14 protein-coding genes and 1 riboswitch are annotated in these 15,383 nt (G+C 67.9%); of the genes, 3 read left to right on the forward strand and 11 right to left on the reverse strand.

Translation table 11 applies throughout. From position 1 onward, the window contains the following. Positions 1 to 115: 115 nt before the first annotated feature. Both RB628_RS15380 and RB628_RS15385 read left to right on the forward strand, forming a co-directional pair. Positions 116 to 700, forward strand: coding sequence for a hypothetical protein (locus RB628_RS15380; RefSeq protein ID WP_318320976.1), 585 nt, complete (start codon positions 116 to 118; stop codon positions 698 to 700). 377 nt (positions 701 to 1,077) lie between these two features. Further along, positions 1,078 to 1,284: a DUF5999 family protein gene (locus tag RB628_RS15385; RefSeq protein ID WP_318320977.1), complete on the forward strand. Its 207-nt coding sequence runs from the start codon at positions 1,078 to 1,080 to the stop codon at positions 1,282 to 1,284. Positions 1,285 to 1,414: 130 nt separating this feature from the next. Here RB628_RS15385 and gcvP read toward each other — a convergent pair whose 3' ends face one another. Beyond that, positions 1,415 to 4,300 carry an aminomethyl-transferring glycine dehydrogenase gene (gcvP, locus tag RB628_RS15390; protein WP_318320978.1) on the reverse strand — a complete coding sequence of 962 codons (2,886 nt, stop codon included), beginning with the start codon at positions 4,298 to 4,300 and terminating at the stop codon, positions 1,415 to 1,417. 180 nt (positions 4,301 to 4,480) lie between these two features. Continuing rightward, positions 4,481 to 4,574, reverse strand: a riboswitch (glycine riboswitch). A 113-nt stretch (positions 4,575 to 4,687) separates the two neighbouring features. On the opposite strand from gcvP, the gene RB628_RS15395 reads away from it, so the two are divergent. Beyond that, a complete protein-coding gene (locus tag RB628_RS15395) occupies positions 4,688 to 5,059 on the forward strand; it encodes a PRC-barrel domain-containing protein (protein ID WP_318320979.1) in 372 nt (123 codons plus the stop codon). On the opposite strand, the gene RB628_RS15400 is transcribed toward RB628_RS15395, so the two are convergent. The 10 genes from RB628_RS15400 to RB628_RS15445 form a co-directional block, all read right to left on the reverse strand. Next, positions 4,981 to 6,435, reverse strand: coding sequence for a DNA polymerase IV (locus RB628_RS15400; RefSeq protein ID WP_318320980.1), 1,455 nt, complete (start codon positions 6,433 to 6,435; stop codon positions 4,981 to 4,983). The two genes, RB628_RS15395 and RB628_RS15400, sit on opposite strands and share 79 nt — an antisense overlap. 53 nt (positions 6,436 to 6,488) lie before the next feature. Continuing rightward, the gene (locus RB628_RS15405; protein ID WP_318320981.1) at positions 6,489 to 7,133 is read right to left on the reverse strand and encodes a MerR family transcriptional regulator; all 645 of its coding nucleotides are present in this window, start codon (positions 7,131 to 7,133) and stop codon (positions 6,489 to 6,491) included. Positions 7,134 to 7,416: 283 nt separating this feature from the next. Then, positions 7,417 to 7,890 carry a bifunctional nuclease family protein gene (locus tag RB628_RS15410; protein ID WP_006123076.1) on the reverse strand — a complete coding sequence of 158 codons (474 nt, stop codon included), beginning with the start codon at positions 7,888 to 7,890 and terminating at the stop codon, positions 7,417 to 7,419. Positions 7,891 to 7,975: 85 nt separating this feature from the next. Then, a complete protein-coding gene (locus RB628_RS15415; RefSeq protein ID WP_318320982.1) occupies positions 7,976 to 8,710 on the reverse strand; it encodes a MerR family transcriptional regulator in 735 nt (244 codons plus the stop codon). Positions 8,711 to 8,752: 42 nt separating this feature from the next. Then, the gene (locus RB628_RS42620; protein WP_412180658.1) at positions 8,753 to 9,649 is read right to left on the reverse strand and encodes an FHA domain-containing protein; all 897 of its coding nucleotides are present in this window, start codon (positions 9,647 to 9,649) and stop codon (positions 8,753 to 8,755) included. Positions 9,650 to 9,779: 130 nt separating this feature from the next. Further along, entirely contained in the window at positions 9,780 to 10,664 is an 885-nt protein-coding gene (locus RB628_RS15425; protein WP_318320984.1) for a DUF881 domain-containing protein, read from the reverse strand. A gap of 5 nt (positions 10,665 to 10,669) precedes the next feature. Next, positions 10,670 to 11,002, reverse strand: a complete 333-nt coding sequence (locus tag RB628_RS15430; protein ID WP_003988855.1) for a small basic family protein — start codon at positions 11,000 to 11,002, stop codon at positions 10,670 to 10,672. Beyond that, positions 10,999 to 11,895 carry a DUF881 domain-containing protein gene (locus RB628_RS15435; protein WP_318320985.1) on the reverse strand — a complete coding sequence of 299 codons (897 nt, stop codon included), beginning with the start codon at positions 11,893 to 11,895 and terminating at the stop codon, positions 10,999 to 11,001. The genes RB628_RS15430 and RB628_RS15435 overlap by 4 nt, the downstream gene beginning before the upstream one ends. A 107-nt stretch (positions 11,896 to 12,002) precedes the next feature. Beyond that, a complete protein-coding gene (locus RB628_RS15440; RefSeq protein ID WP_318320990.1) occupies positions 12,003 to 14,498 on the reverse strand; it encodes a mannose-1-phosphate guanyltransferase in 2,496 nt (831 codons plus the stop codon). A 112-nt stretch (positions 14,499 to 14,610) separates the two neighbouring features. Continuing rightward, on the reverse strand, positions 14,611 to 15,219 hold the full coding sequence (locus tag RB628_RS15445) for a CDP-alcohol phosphatidyltransferase family protein (RefSeq protein WP_318320986.1): 609 nt from the start codon (positions 15,217 to 15,219) through the stop codon (positions 14,611 to 14,613). Positions 15,220 to 15,383: the final 164 nt, after the last annotated feature.

Here is a 15,383-nt window from a genome sequence, read left to right on the forward strand (position 1 = left end):
ACCCCCGCCGGATCACCCGGCCCCCGCCTCTTTGACCCGAGAGAATTCGAGAGCTGACAGCGCCGTCCGCCCCCGCCCTCGCGCCACCGTGCCTGTCGAATGAGAGGCGTTCCACATGCCGCTGCAAGTCCCCCCGGCTCCCGCCCCCGCACTGCGCACCGTCCTCACGGCACTCGGTTCCCCCACCGCCGTCCGCGAGGCGCCCACTCCCTCCCTGCGCACCGCCCAGGGATCCGCAAGCCCCGAGCTCCCCCTGCCCGTGTACGTCCTGGACCGGATCACCCCCGCAGGCGCGTCCGCCACCCGGCTGACCGGTTGGCGCTTCCTGATCCGCTGCGGCGACCGCGCGGTGGCAGCGGCCGAGACCATGCTGACCCCCGACGGCTGGGCCTTCTCCCACTTCTTCGAAGGGCCCTACATCGCCTCCACCGAGCGCGCCCTGCGCCAGGCCGAGACGATGAAACAGCCCTACCAGGCACGCCTGCTGTCCGTCCCCGAGCTGTACATGCTCACGCTCTGGCTGCACGGCGACACCACCGCCGACGGAGCCGAGGGCCATCCGGCCGCCACCGACCTGCTCGTCCCCCTGGCACCGGCCCCGCCCGGCATCGCCGCCCACCGTCCGCACCGCGTCGCGGAACTCCTCCCGGTCCTGACCCATCGGGTGACTCCGGCCCCGCTGCTGAGTTCCCCCGCCTGACCGCACACGGCACGCCACTCTCCGTATTCCCCACGCGCCCCGCCGCCGAATTCTCCCCGACGGGGCGCGTCGCTCTTCCGCGCGCCATTACGCTCGTACGAGCCGTCGAGGGATTGCGAGCCGTCCGGACTAGCCCCATCCGGCCATGAGGAACCACCCAAAGGGACAGCCCAGTTGGGACGAACCCTCCGCCCGGGTGATGCGTCTTCAACCTGTGAGAAGCGGTGCGGCGAAATCCCTGCGGATTGACGCCCGTAGAGCAACACTGGTTTCGAACCGACTTATCACAACGGGGGGCGGCCATGAACAGTGCTTCGAGCCGCGAGACAGACACCACAGCCATCTCACACTCCACGACAGAGCGAAAGATCCCATCAATGTGCCAGCACCAGCCACCGTGCCCGACAGCTCACTCCACCGACCGGGAATCAGCCCGCCTCATGGCGCACCACCCGGAGCAGGGATGGAGCCTGCTGTGCAACGGCGTCCTCCTCTTCGAGGACACCGGTGAGCTCCTGCCCGACGGCCAGATCATCGCCCCGCACCGCCCGGTGGGCGCCGGACGGGTGGTGACGGCCGCCTGACGTCCGCGCACAGGGGGCGAACGGGCGGCTTCCGGACGTCGGGAGGACTGCCCGAACAGCTGAACAGACGAAGAGGGGCCGGCCCGCGGACACGCGCTGCGAACCGGCCCCGACACATGCCCGAGACTGACTACTCCTCGTAGGCGTCCAGCGGCGGGCAGGAACAGACCAGGTTCCGGTCACCGAAGGCCTGGTCGATCCGGCGCACCGGCGGCCAGTACTTGTCGGCCGCCGAGACCCCGGCCGGGAAGACCGCCTCCTCGCGCGTGTAGGCGTGTGTCCACTCCCCGCCGAGCGCGGCGGCGGTGTGCGGCGCGTTCCGCAGCGGGTTGTCGTCGGCCGGCCACTCGCCCGCACCGACCTTCTCGATCTCGCCCCGAATGGCGATCATCGCTTCACAGAACCGGTCCAGCTCCCCCAGGTCCTCGGACTCGGTCGGCTCGATCATCAGCGTCCCGGCCACCGGGAACGACATCGTCGGCGCGTGGAAGCCGTAGTCGATCAGCCGCTTCGCGATGTCGTCGACGCTCACGCCCGTCGTCTTGCTGATCGGCCGCAGATCGATGATGCACTCGTGCGCGACCAGCCCGCCGGGACCGGTGTAGAGCACCGGGTAATGCGGCTCCAGCCGCTTGGCGATGTAGTTGGCGCTCAGCACAGCCACCTGCGTGGCCCGCTTGAGCCCCTCACCGCCCATCAGACGGACGTACGCCCACGAGATGGGCAGGATGCCCGCGGAACCCCAGGGCGCCGCCGAGATCGGCCCCACACCCGTCTCGGGCCCGGCCGCGGGCTGCAAGGGGTGGTTGGGCAGATAGGGCGCGAGGTGCGCGCGTACCCCTACGGGTCCCACCCCGGGGCCACCACCCCCGTGCGGGATGCAGAACGTCTTGTGCAGGTTCAGGTGCGAGACGTCTCCACCGAAGTGCCCCGGCTTGGCCAGCCCCACCAGCGCGTTGAGGTTGGCGCCGTCGACGTACACCTGCCCGCCGGCCTCGTGCACCTGGGCACAGATGTCGGCGACATGCTCCTCGAACACGCCGTGCGTGGACGGGTACGTGATCATCAGCACCGACAGCTCGTCCCGGTACTGCTCGATCTTCGCCCGCAGATCCTCGACGTCGATCTCACCGTCCCCGGCGGTCTTCACGACGACGACCTTCATCCCCGCCATGACGGCACTGGCCGCGTTGGTCCCGTGCGCGGACGACGGAATCAGACAGACGGTCCGCTGCTCGTCGCCGTTGGCCCGGTGATAGCCGCGCACGGCGAGCAGCCCGGCCAGCTCGCCCTGCGAACCGGCGTTCGGCTGAAGCGATACCTTGTCGTACCCAGTGACCTCGGCGAGCTGCTCCTCCAGCTCACGGATGAGCGTCAGATAGCCCTGCGCCTGCTCGGCGGGCGCGAAGGGGTGCAGCTGGCCGAACTCGGGCCAGGTGACCGGTTCCATCTCGGTGGTCGCGTTGAGCTTCATGGTGCAGGAGCCCAGCGGGATCATGCCGCGGTCGAGCGCGTAGTCACGGTCGGCGAGCCGACGCAGGTAGCGCAGCATCGCGGTCTCGGAGCGGTACTGGTGGAAGACGGGGTGCGTGAGGATGGCGTCGGTACGCAGCAGCGCTCCCGGCAGCGTGTCCCCGGCGCCGGCGTCGAGCGCCTCGATGTCGCCGTCGACCCCGAACGCGGTCCATACGGCACCCAGCTGGGCCCGCGTGGTGGTCTCGTCGCAGGAGACGGACAGCCGGTCGTCATCGACGAGGTGCACGTTGACCCCGTGCTCGCGCGCTGCGGCGGCGACCTCGCCGGCCTTCCCGGGCACCCGGACGGTGAGCGTGTCGAAGTAGGCCCCGTGGACGACCTCGACGCCGCCCGCCGTCAGCCCCGCGGCGAGGATCGTGGCGTACCGGTGGGTGCGCCGGGCGATGGTCCGCAGCCCCTCGGGCCCGTGGTGGACGGCGTACATGCCGGCCATCACGGCCAGCAGGACCTGGGCCGTGCAGATGTTGCTGGTCGCTTTCTCGCGGCGGATGTGCTGCTCGCGCGTCTGCAGGGCGAGCCGGTACGCCTTGTGGCCTTCCGCGTCCACGGAGACGCCCACGAGCCGCCCCGGCAGGCTGCGCGCGAACTGTTCGCGCACCGCCATGTATCCGGCGTGCGGCCCGCCGAAGCCCATCGGCACCCCGAACCGCTGCGTCGTCCCGACCGCGATGTCCGCACCCATCTCACCGGGCGAGGTGAGCAGCGTCAGGGCCAGCAGATCGGCGGCGACGCTGACCACGGCACCGAGAGCGTGCGCCTGCTCGACGACGGGCTTCAGATCCCGTACGGCGCCGGAGGCGCCCGGGTACTGCAGGAGCACACCGTTGATCCCGCGCCCTGCGATGTCGTCCGGAATGCCTGCGCTCAGGTCGGCGACGACAACCTCGACGCCGGTCGGCTCGGCCCGCGTCTCGATCACGGCGATGGTCTGCGGCAGGGCGTCCGCGTCGACCAGGAAGAGCCCCTTCTTGTTCTTGCCCATGCGCCGGGACAGCGCCATCGCCTCGGCGGCCGCGGTGCCCTCGTCGAGCAGGGAGGCGCCGGAGGTGGGCAGCCCGGTGAGGTCGGCGACCATGGTCTGGAAGTTCAGCAGCGCTTCGAGACGCCCCTGCGAGATCTCCGGCTGGTACGGCGTGTAAGCGGTGTACCAGGCCGGGTTCTCCATCACGTTCCGCAGGATGACCGGCGGGGTGAAGGTCCCGTAGTATCCGAGCCCGATCATGGACCCCAGCACCTGGTTCCGGTCGGCCAGGGAGCGCAACTCGGCCAGCACCTCGGCCTCGGTACGGGCGCCCGGCAGGGCGAGCGCATCGGCGTTCCTGATCACATCCGGGACCGCGGCGGCCGTCAACTCGTCGAGCGAGCCGTATCCGACCTGCGCGAGCATCTTGGCCCGGTCCTCGTGGTCGGGCCCGATATGACGACGCTCGAAGGGCGTGCCCTGTTCGAGTTCGGCGAGCGGAGTGCGGTGGGCGGTCATTGCGGAGGCCTCCTGGTCGTCGCGACCTTCGAGGGGCACCACGGCACGGGTGCCCGAACGGCCTCCCCCTCTGTCATCTCAACCTGAGAGCTTCACCGGGCCGCAAACGCGCTGACGTCCCGGTTTTCACCGTCGGTGAGAGCGGAAGCCGTAGACACCCGCTCTGCTTTCCAGAGTGACCTCGTCCGTGCGGTACAGGGGCCTGAGAGATTCCGGGGAGGATTTGCTCCTTCGGCGCCTCCGAGGTTCCGGAGGACTCTCCCGCACGGGGTCAGCAGCCATTGGCCAGCCTATCAGCGGGGCCCGCGCACAGACCTTCGAGTGGCCACCATCCCCGATGTGCTCTTTTGTAGTACTTACGGATGATTTACGACCAACGGAGGGTCCGTGCAGACCGAAATCGATCCGCGCAACCTGATCGGCCGAAAGGCCTTCGACCGCAACGGCACCAAGATCGGCACGATCGACGAGATCTACCTCGACGACGCGACGGGAGTACCGGAGTGGGCGGCCATAAGGACAGGGCTGTTCTCCAGGGACGCTTTCGTGCCCCTGGAGCCCAGCGAACTGATCGACGGCACGCTGCGCGTTCCCTTCGAGCGGGCCCTGATCAAGGACGCTCCCGACTTCGGCGTGGGCCGCCATCTCTCCCCGGAACAGGAACTCCAGCTCTACCACCACTACGGCCTCGACGTGGCGCCCCCTCCCCCGGTCCCGGACCACGACTTCGGCAAGCTGGCAGGCACGGACGACACCTGACCCGTCGGCCCCTCATCCACACCGTCGGGTCTTCGCGGCCCGGAAGACACCAACGGCAGCGGACCCGCCGGCTCCAGCGCGGGATCGTCGGTCCGGAACGTACGCACCCGTCCGGGCTGCTCCGAGTCCGGCGTCTCGAACCGAACGGTCACCCGCCCCAGCCCGCTCCCCTGCACCCACCCGTGCCCGAAGTCGGCATGCCGTACGTCGTGCCCCGTGGTCCAGCGCCGCTCGGCGGGCGCCTCCTGCGAGTCGACGGCCTCGCGCTCCGACGCCTCCACCGGATCGAGTACCGCCAACTCCCCGGCGGCCTGGGCGAACAGGTCCTCCTGTGTGTAGTCGGCAAGGCCGCTGACCCCGACCCCCAGCAGCCGCACACCACCCGTCGTGTCCACGGACTCCAGGAGCCGGGCAGCCGCCTCCCGCACCACCGCGGGGGCGTCCGTAGGCCCCCGGAGCGTCTCCGACCGGGTCAGCGTGGAGAAGTCGTACCTCCGCACCTTGAGGACAATGGTGCGTCCGGACAACCCGGCGTCGCGCAGCCGCCGCACGCACCGGTCGGCCAGCCGCTGCACCTCCGTCCCCACCCGGACCCGGTCGTGGATGTCCACGTCGTACGTGCCCTCGACCGACACGGACTTCGTCTCCCGTTCCGCAACCACGGGCCGGACGTCGCGCGCCAGCGCCATCGCATACAGCGCGTGCCCGTGAGCCTTCCCGAGCAGCCGTACGAGCTCGTCCTCGCCCGCCTCGGCCAGTTCGTCGACCGTGCCGATCCCGGCCCGCCGCAGATGGTCCCCGGTCGCCGGGCCGACCCCGGGCAGGGTCCGCACCGGCATCGGCCCGAGCAGTGCCCGCTCCGTCCCGGGTTCGATCACCACCAGCCCGTCCGGCTTGGCCTGCTCCGAGGCGATCTTCGCGAGCATCTTGGAGGCGGCGAGCCCCACCGACCCCGTGAGCCCCGTGACGGCCCGTATGTCCGCGCGCAGCTTGATCCCGGCCTGCCGCGCCGACAACTCGTCCCAGGCCGCTCCCCCGGCCTCCAGATCCACGAACGCCTCGTCCAGGCTCAGCGGCTCCACGAGTGGCGACAACGCGTGCAGAAGCCCCATGACCTGCTCGCTGATCGAGCGGTAGAAGCCACCCCTGGGCACGAGATACGCGGCATTCGGCGCGAGCCGGCGCGCCTGCGCCATGGGCATCGCGGAGTTCACCCCGAAAACCCGGGCCTCGTACGAAGCGGTGGCCACCACCCCGCGCGGTCCGAGCCCGCCCACGACAACGGCTTTCCCGCGCAGGCTCGGCTTGGACGCCTGCTCCGCCGAGGCGAAGAAGGCATCCATGTCGAGATGCAGGATGGTGGGCGCGTTTCTCACATCACCGATGCTGCCCTACGCCACTGACAATGCCCCGGAACGCGGGGCGCCGCTCAGACCGCCCGGTTGCGCCGCCGCGCCAGCTCGTCCGTGGGGTTGTGTCCTACAAGCGTCTCGCCGGTGTCGACGCGCTCGCCGTGCAACTGCGAGAGAGCGCTTTCCACATCCCGCCACACCACGCCGACGGCGATGCCGAAAATGCCCTGCCCGCCCTGAAGCAGGGCGTGCACTTCGTCGGGGGACGTGCACTCGTAGACGGTCGCGCCGTCGCTCATCAGCGTCAGTCGCTCCAGGTCGCGGAACTCGCACGCCCGCAGATGCTGGACCGCGGTACGGATGTTCTGCAGCGACACGCCAGTGTCCAGAAAGCGCTTGACGATCTTCAGGACGACAACGTCCCGGAAACTGTAGAGCCGCTGGGTCCCCGACCCGTGCGCGGGCCGCACGCTCGGCTCCACCAAGCCGGTACGGGCCCAGTAGTCCAACTGCCGGTAAGTGATGCCGGCCGCCGCGCACGCCGTGGGGCCGCGGTAGCCGATGTCCTCGGACGCCATGGATGTCGCCCCTCCGCCGCCTGGTACAGCCGTCGGCCGCCGCGGAAGGTGATCGGCCGCGCTGCCATGAAGCGGGTACGGGCCGCTCTCCCCCAGACCACGTCCGGGGGCACCCCCAGCCGTACCGTCGCCGCTGCTTCTCACGCCGACCTCCGTCCTTGACCTGCCTTCTCGACGGTAGGCAGTCACCAGGGGCGCGTCAACGATCGCCACACTCGGCACGCCGAGTGATAATCACCCTAGGAGTGGTTTCCCGTACCCCACCGCGGGGAAAGGCTAGCCGAATGCGCTCCGCGTGGGCCGCACGACGCTCTCACACGCCGCTGGCAATTGCCATCATCCTTGACGTCACGGGCCAAAGACACGGCCCCACCGACCATCGGGTCCGTGGGGCGGCCCGAGCCTCATCAGCCGTCGCCCGCGAAGCTCACTGACTGTTGGTTCCGAAGTCCTCGGGGGAGATCTGGTCGAGGAACTCGCGGAACTTCTCCACTTCGTCCTCCTGCTCGTCAGGGATCGCGATCCCGGCGTCGTCGAGCACTCCGTCACTGCCGTAGATCGGTGTCCCGGTACGCAGCGCCAGCGCTATGGCGTCGGACGGACGGGCGCTCACCTCAACTCCACTGGCGAACACCAGCTCCGCGTAGAAGACGCCCTCGCGCAGGTCCGTGATGCGCACTTCGGTGAGCTCCTGGCCGACGGCCTCCAGCACGTCCTTGAACAGGTCGTGGGTCAGCGGTCGTGCGGGGGCCATGCCCTGCTGGGCGAAGGCGATCGCCGTCGCCTCCCCCGGTCCGATCCAGATGGGGAGGTAGCGGTCGCCTCCCACTTCACGCAGAAGCACGATCGGTTGGTTGGAGGGCATTTCGACCCGGACACCTACGACATCGAGCTCGTTCACACAGCAACCCTAGGCCGTGCCCGGGACGTTTGGGTAGTCGGGCACGGAACGGGTGGCCGATCCACCGTCCGGCGACCCTTCCCGCTCAGGGCTGCCGCACTCCCAGCGCGATACGCACCAGGGCCGCGTGCAGCTTCACCGTGAGCCCCGACAGTTCCCTGCTGCGGGTCTCCGCGAGGGCCCTGGTCTGCGGATTGCGGTGACGCTTGAGCGGGGCCACCACCTGGTCGACCAGGCCGGCCTCGCGCTCGGCCGCAGCCTTCATCACCCGCAGATGCCGGGGCTCGATCCCGAACCGCCCCAGCTCGGCGACGAGCGCGGCGACGGTGACCGTCTCCGCGTCGTACGCCCCGTCGGGCAACGGCGCGATCAGTCCGTACGACTGCCACTCCTGGAGCTCCTCGTCACCGATCTCGGCGGCTGCGAGCAGCTCGGCTCGGCCGATCCGAACAGCTGTGGGCCCTTCGGGCTCCAGGACCGGTTCGCCGTCCCGCTGACGGCCGACGCTGGGGAGCGGGACGGCCTCCCCGCGCTCCATGGCGTCCAGATACTCCCTGATCACCTTCAGGGGCAGGTAGTGATCCCGCTGCATTCTCAGGACATGGCCGAGGCGCTCGACGTCCTCCGGGCTGAACTTGCGGTACCCCGACGGGGTCCGCTGCGGCTCGATGAGCCCCTCCGACTCCAGAAAACGGATCTTGGAGATGGTGACTTCGGGGAACTCGTCACGCAGCACGTTCAGCACGGTGCCGATGCTCATCAGCCCACTGTCCGCGGCGGCGATGCCGTGCCCGGCACCGCCGCTCGGTGTTTGAAGCATGGACCTTCCCTGGGGTCCCCCCGGACTCAGTCCGGAGGAGGGTCAGTAGCCCCGCTGGCTCGCGTAGAACACCAGCCGGTACTTGCCGATCTGCACCTCGTCACCGTTTGACAGGGCGACCTGGTCGATCCGCTCACGGTTGACGTACGTGCCGTTGAGGCTGCCCACATCGGCGACCGTGAACATGCCGTCCTGGCCACGTCGGAACTCCACGTGACGGCGCGAGACGGTCACGTCGTCCAGGAAGATGTCGCTCTGCGGGTGACGCCCTGCCGTGGTCAGTTCACCGTCCAGGAGGAAGCGGCTGCCCGAGTTCGGGCCGCGGCGCACCACCAGAAGCGCCGAACCGAGCGGCAACGCGTCCACCGCGGCCTGCGCCTCGGGCGAGAGCATCGGCATCTGCGTCTGACCGGTCACCTCGGCGTCGTACGCCTCGATACCGGAGATCGAGATCGTGGACGTCGTCTCCGACGGACGCTCAGCGGCGACCCCCGCCCGCAGCGGCGCACCACAGTTGGAGCAGAAGCGGCTGTTCTCCGCGTTGCGGTTACCGCACCTCGTACACACCAGGGCCGACATCGACGGATCCTCCTGCCGCGGCTGCCCCGCCGGGGCATTGGACGCATTGGGGTCGGAGGAAAACTCTCCACCCGTACTTGAGGTTGACGGTTCCCCGAAACCTATGCGCCCGGACTGGGCAGGGTCAACAGACGGCACGCCCTGACCTCCGGGAACGTCACCGCCCGGACCGCCGACCTGGTCCCGGAACAGGGGACGCTGGCCCTCTGCGTCGGGCTGCGCGCGATGACGGGCGGTCGCGTTGCTGTCGCTGCCCTCTCGCGCGCTCTTGCCGCCGAACAACTTCGCAAACAACTTCACGGGCGATTCCCCTTGACCGAAACAGACCCGCCCGTGGGGCAGGACGAACCCTGACTGCACCTACCGGTCGACCCGGACATCCTCACAACGTCCGTCTCCACCTGACAGTTTCCACCACGCACCACCCATTCGGTGCGTCGACCCCCCGCAACCTCATGCCCTCCCCGGACGACCCCCATGCACCGCCGGTTCACTGGGAGGACGACCGAGCGTAGTCAGGCTGCTTCGCCGCCCGCAAGGCGTCCACGACGATCTTGTCCGCCCGCTCCACGGTAACGGTGGCCTGCTCCTTCTCCAGGCTCTGCACCACACCTCCGGGGATGTTGAGCGCCGGTTCGAGGTCCTGCGGCTTGCCGATGACCTTGAAACGATAGGGAGCGTCGATCTTGTTCCCGTCGACGCTCACTCCTCCACCGTCCTCGTCCGCCAGAAAGGTCCCCGCGACGACCCGTACGCCGTTCACCTGGATCGCCTCGGCGCCGGCCGCGCGCAACTCCTGGATCGCGTCGAGCAGCATGTCGGCTTCGACCGTTCCCTTCGTGTCCTCGACGGTCAGCGTGATCCCGGGCCCCTGCGCGGCCACCGTGCCCGCCAGGATCCCCAGCTGCCGCTCCTTCTCGACCGTCTGCTTACGGGCTTCCTCGGCCTGGTCCGAGCTGTTCTCCAACTCGGTCCGCTGATCTTCGAGACCCTGCTTCTCGTCCTCAAGACGCTGAGTACGGTCATCCAGTTCATCGAGAATGCGTACAAGATCTTCCTGACGGGCACCGCGCAGCGCCCCGTCACTGTCACTGTTGGACGCGACCTGGACCGCCAGCCCGAATCCAAGCCCGAACAACAGCAGGGCGACGATGAGTTGGGCCCGGGTCACCCGCGGCGGCCACAGCCCCTTCACCAACCTCTGACGGCCGGTCAGGGAGGTTTTCGGCTCCTCAGCCACCGCCGCGTCCACGGTCTGCGCGTCCAGGTCCTCGGAGGGCTTGGCAGAAACCTCCTCGGGCAGTTCCTCGCGCAGCCGGTTCTCGCTCGCCTCGGCGTGCTTGCCGCTCGCCTTGTTCTTGTCGTTGTCACTCATCGGCGTCAGGCCCGGAACACGTGCCGGCGGATCGCCGCGGCATTGGAGAAGATGCGGATACCGAGGACCACGACGACACCGGTGGACAACTGGGCGCCGACGCCCAGCTTGTCGCCCAGGAAGACGATCAGCGCGGCCACGACGACGTTCGACAGGAACGACACCACGAAGACCTTGTCGTCGAAGATGCCGTCGAGCATGGCCCGCAGACCGCCGAACACGGCGTCCAGGGCCGCGACGACGGCGATGGGAAGGTAAGGCTCGACGACCGCCGGAACCTCGGGCCTGACCAACAATCCAGCCACGACTCCCACGACGAGGCCCAGTACCGCGATCACGATGTGCCCTTCTCTGTGCTCGGCTGTGCTGTACGTACGATCACACTCGGTGCGGCAGGCAGCCGGAGATCACTCTCCACGGAGATGCTGGTCCGGATGTCGAAGTTCTCCTGCAGCGCGTGCAGATACAGTCCGTCGGCGCTGTCCTGGAACTTGGTGCTGAGCCGCTTGCCGTCCCCCACCGCGAGCACCGTGTACGGCGGCACCAGCGGCTTGTTGTCGACCAGTATCGCGTCTCCCGCGGCCCGGATCGCCGACAGCGCCGTCAGCCGCTGCCCGTTGATCGCGATCGCCTCGGCACCTGACTGCCACAGTCCGTTCACGACCCGCTGCATGTCCCGGTCGCGCACCCGCCCGGTGTCGGAGAACCCGGAAGCCTCCCGTGCGTCCCCGCCGGCACCGGTGCTGGCTTCCTTGGCGTCGTCCACGACGAGCTTGACACCCGGTCCGCGCACCTCGGTCGCCCCGGACAGAATCCCCAACAGGTCGGCCTGTTCACCGCCGCCCTCCGACTTCAGCGCCGCGCGCTGACGTGCGCCTACATCGTCGCGCAACTGGTCGATGGTCTTCTCCAGCTTGTCGGCCGCCTCGGTCTCGCGGTCGATACGGTCGATCAGTTCCTCGCGCTCCTTGGCGATCCCGGGCGCCGCTATCCGCGCCTGAGCAGCCCCCACGGTCACCACCAGCGCGGCAAGCACCAGGCCGGCGGCGAGACCCAGTTTCGCCCTGAGCGGCTTCGGCACTCCGCCGTGACCGGCGGCCTTCCTGCGCGCGGCAGCCTCGGCGTACCCCTCGTCAAGGCTGTGATCCATGACGTTGGTGAGCAGCGACATGGACGCGTCCGGGCGGGAATCGCTCGTGGGGGTGCTCCGAACGGGGGGCTGCTGTGGCATGCCGCACATCGTCCCACGTCGCGACCACTGCCTCCGAACGGCCCCACGCGTGTGCCGGACGAGCCCCGTTGGGGACTCCTGTCCGGCACGCGCGCGTGCACCTCGATTCAGCGACCGGCGCCGTCCACCACGGCAGCCCACTCGTCGAGCAGGGCCTGGGCGGAAGCATCGTCAGGCCCCTCGGCCCACAGATGCGTAACAGCTTCCGCCGGGTCGGGCAGGACCATCACCCACCGCCCGTCGGTCTCGACCACCCGCACCCCGTCCGTCGTATCGACGAACCGTTCTCCGGCCTCCTCGACAACACGCCGCATGACAAGTCCCTTGACAGCCCAGGGAGTCGCCAGATCCCGCTTCAGAACGTGTGCACGAGGAATCCTGGCATCGATCTGGCTGAGTGTGAGCTGCGTCCTTGCGACCAGCCCGATGAGCCGTACGAAGGCCGCTGTGCCGTCGAACACGCTGCTGAACTCGGGCACGATGAATCCGCCGCGCCCATCCCCGCCGAAGATGGTCGACTCATCGCGCCCGACCCGGGTCAGATCGTCTGGCGATGTGGTCGTCCATTCCACCTGTGTCCCGTGATAGGCGGCGACCTGCTCGGCGATCCGTGTAGTGGTCACCGGTAGCGCCACTCGCCCACTGCGCCGTTCGGCGGCCACCAGATCCAGCATGACGAGCAGCGCTCGATCATCCTCGATGATCCGCCCCTTCTCGTCGACGAGCGAAAGCCGCTCACCCACCGGATCGAAACGCACTCCGAAGGCGGCGCGCGCCGACGCCACGATCTCCCCGAGCCGCACCATCCCGGACCGCCGGGTATCCGCGGACTCCGTCGGCCTGGACTCGTCGAGACCGGGGTTGATGGTCAGCGAATCGACACCGAGCTTTCCGAGCAGGCTGGGCAGCACCAGTCCCGCACTGCCGTTGGAGGCATCCACGACAACCTTGAGCCCGGACTCCGCAATGCCTGTCGTGTCCACATTCCGGAGCAACGACCCGGTGTAGGAGTCGAACACGCTGGCGGGAAAATGCAGATCCCCGATCTCTCCAGGGAACGCCCTCCGGTACTCCTGCCGCGCGAACACCCGGTCCAGCTTCCGCTGGCTTGCCTGCGAAAGATCGGCCCCTTGCCCGTCGAAGAACATGATGTCGACGGAATCAGGCACACCGGGCGTCGTCCGGATCATGATTCCGCCGGCACTCCCCCGCGCGGTCTGCTGTCGCGCCACCGGCAGCGGTACGTTTTCCAGATCTCGCACGTCGATGGCGCTGGTCTGCAACGCGGAGATGACCGCCCGCTTGAGAGCGCGGGCGCCCCGGGAGTGGTCGCGGGCGGTGGTGACTGTGGACCCCTTTTTCAAGGTGGTCGCGTAGGCACCGGCCAGCCGCACCGCCAGCTCGGGAGTGATCTCGACGTTGAGAATCCCGGACACTCCACGGGCACCGAAGAGATGCGCCTGCCCCCTGGATTCCCAGATCACCGAATTGTTGACGAAGGCACCGGCCTCGATCGTCTTGAACGGGTAAACGCGCACGTTGCCCTGAATGATCGATTCTTCACCGACGAGACACTCGTCGCCGATGACCGCTCCGTCCTCGATCCGGGCCGCGCGCATGATGTCGGTGTTCTTCCCGACGACGCAGCCGCGCAGATTGCTGTGCTGGCCGATGTACACGTTGTCGTGCAACACGGCCTTGTGCAGGAAAGCCCCGCTCTTCACGACGACATTCGAGCCGACAACAGTGTGTTCGCGGATTTCCACGCCGGCCTCGACCTTGGCGTAGTCCCCGATGTAGAGGGGCCCACGGAGCACGGCATCGGGATGCACCTCGGCACCCTCCGCAACCCACACACCGGGCGAGATCTCGAAGCCGTCGATCTCTACATCGACCTTGCCCTCCAGGACATCGGCCTGTGCCTTCACGTAGCTCTCGTGTGTACCGACGTCTTCCCAGTACCCCTCGGCGATGTAGCCGTAGACCAGCCGCCCTTCCTTCATGAGCTGCGGGAAGACATCACCGGACCAGTCGACGGAAACATCGGCCTCGACATAGTCGAAGACCTCGGGCTCCATGACGTAGATACCGGTGTTCACGGTGTCGGAGAAGACCTGTCCCCAGGTCGGCTTCTCGAGGAAGCGCTCGACCTTGCCTTCCTCGTCGACGATGGTGATACCGAATTCCAGTGGATTCGGCACCCTCGCCAGGCAGACAGTGACGAGCGCACCCTTCTCCTTGTGGAAATTGATGAGCTCGGTGAGGTCGAAGTCGGTCAGAGCATCGCCGGAGATGACGAGGAAAGTGTCATCCTTCAACGCCTCTTCAGCGTTCTTGACGCTTCCGGCGGTTCCGAGTGGCTTCTCCTCGTTGGCATAGGTGAGCTCCATCCCGAGCTCCTCGCCGTCACCGAAGTAGTTCTTGACGAGCGAGGCCAGGAACTGAACAGTAACGACTGTCTCGTTGAGCCCATGCCTTTTGAGCAGCCGCAGCACATGCTCCATGATCGGCCGATTGGCCACTGGCAGGAGCGGCTTGGGCATGCTCGAGGTCATTGGGCGAAGGCGCGTGCCTTCGCCTCCGGCCATCACGACGGCCTTCATGTCGGAAGCGTCCTCCTTGAAGAGACGGTCAAGCCGACTTGACCCGTCCAGATTGTCCCGCACTTTTCCGAAGCGGGCCATCGAGCCACTACAGCCGCCCAATCGGGCGAGTTCAATCGGCCATGGCGTCCGCACGGACCAGCCGCCGGACTTGTACCACGTAGAGGACTCCTGCCCACCAATAGAGCGTTGTACCCCATCCGGCGAACGCCCATCCGAAAATAGCAGCGAGTGACGAGATCCATCCACTTCCGTCACTGAGCAGAAGTAGCGGGAAGGCACACATCAAGTTGAAGGTAGCGGCCTTCCCGAGGAAGTTCACCTGCGGCGGCGGATACCCATGACGCCTGAGGATCCCCACCATCACCAGCAGGACCAGCTCTCGTGCCAGCAGTGCAGCGGTCACCCAGATTGGCAGAATCTCGCGCCAGGTGAGACCGACCAAAGTCGACAGAATGTAGAGCCGGTCGGCCGCGGGATCAAGGAGCCGACCGAGACTGCTGATCTGGTTCCAGCGCCTGGCGAGCTTGCCGTCCAGATAGTCGCTGACCCCGCTCAGCATCAGCACCAGGACCGCCCAACCATCGCTCTTCGGGCCGCCGAACTCAGGGCGCAGGATCAGCCACAGAAAGACGGGTACACCGACGAGGCGCGCCATGCTGAGGATGTTCGGGATGGTGAGGACCCGTTCTGTCTGGACGCGGGTCTCCTGAACCTCCACCCGGGGGCCTCCTGTGGGAAACGAGCCAACGATGCTTCCTGACCATACCTCAACACAAAAAAGCTCCGGCTCCCGGGCAGTGTGCCCAAGAGCCGGAGCTATAAAAGGAGTTCGGCGGTGTCCTACTCTCCCACAGGGTCCCCCCTGCAGTACCATCGGCGCTG

The sequence above is a fragment of the Streptomyces sp. ADMS genome, assembly GCF_033441795.1.
GTDB lineage: Bacteria > Actinomycetota > Actinomycetes > Streptomycetales > Streptomycetaceae > Streptomyces.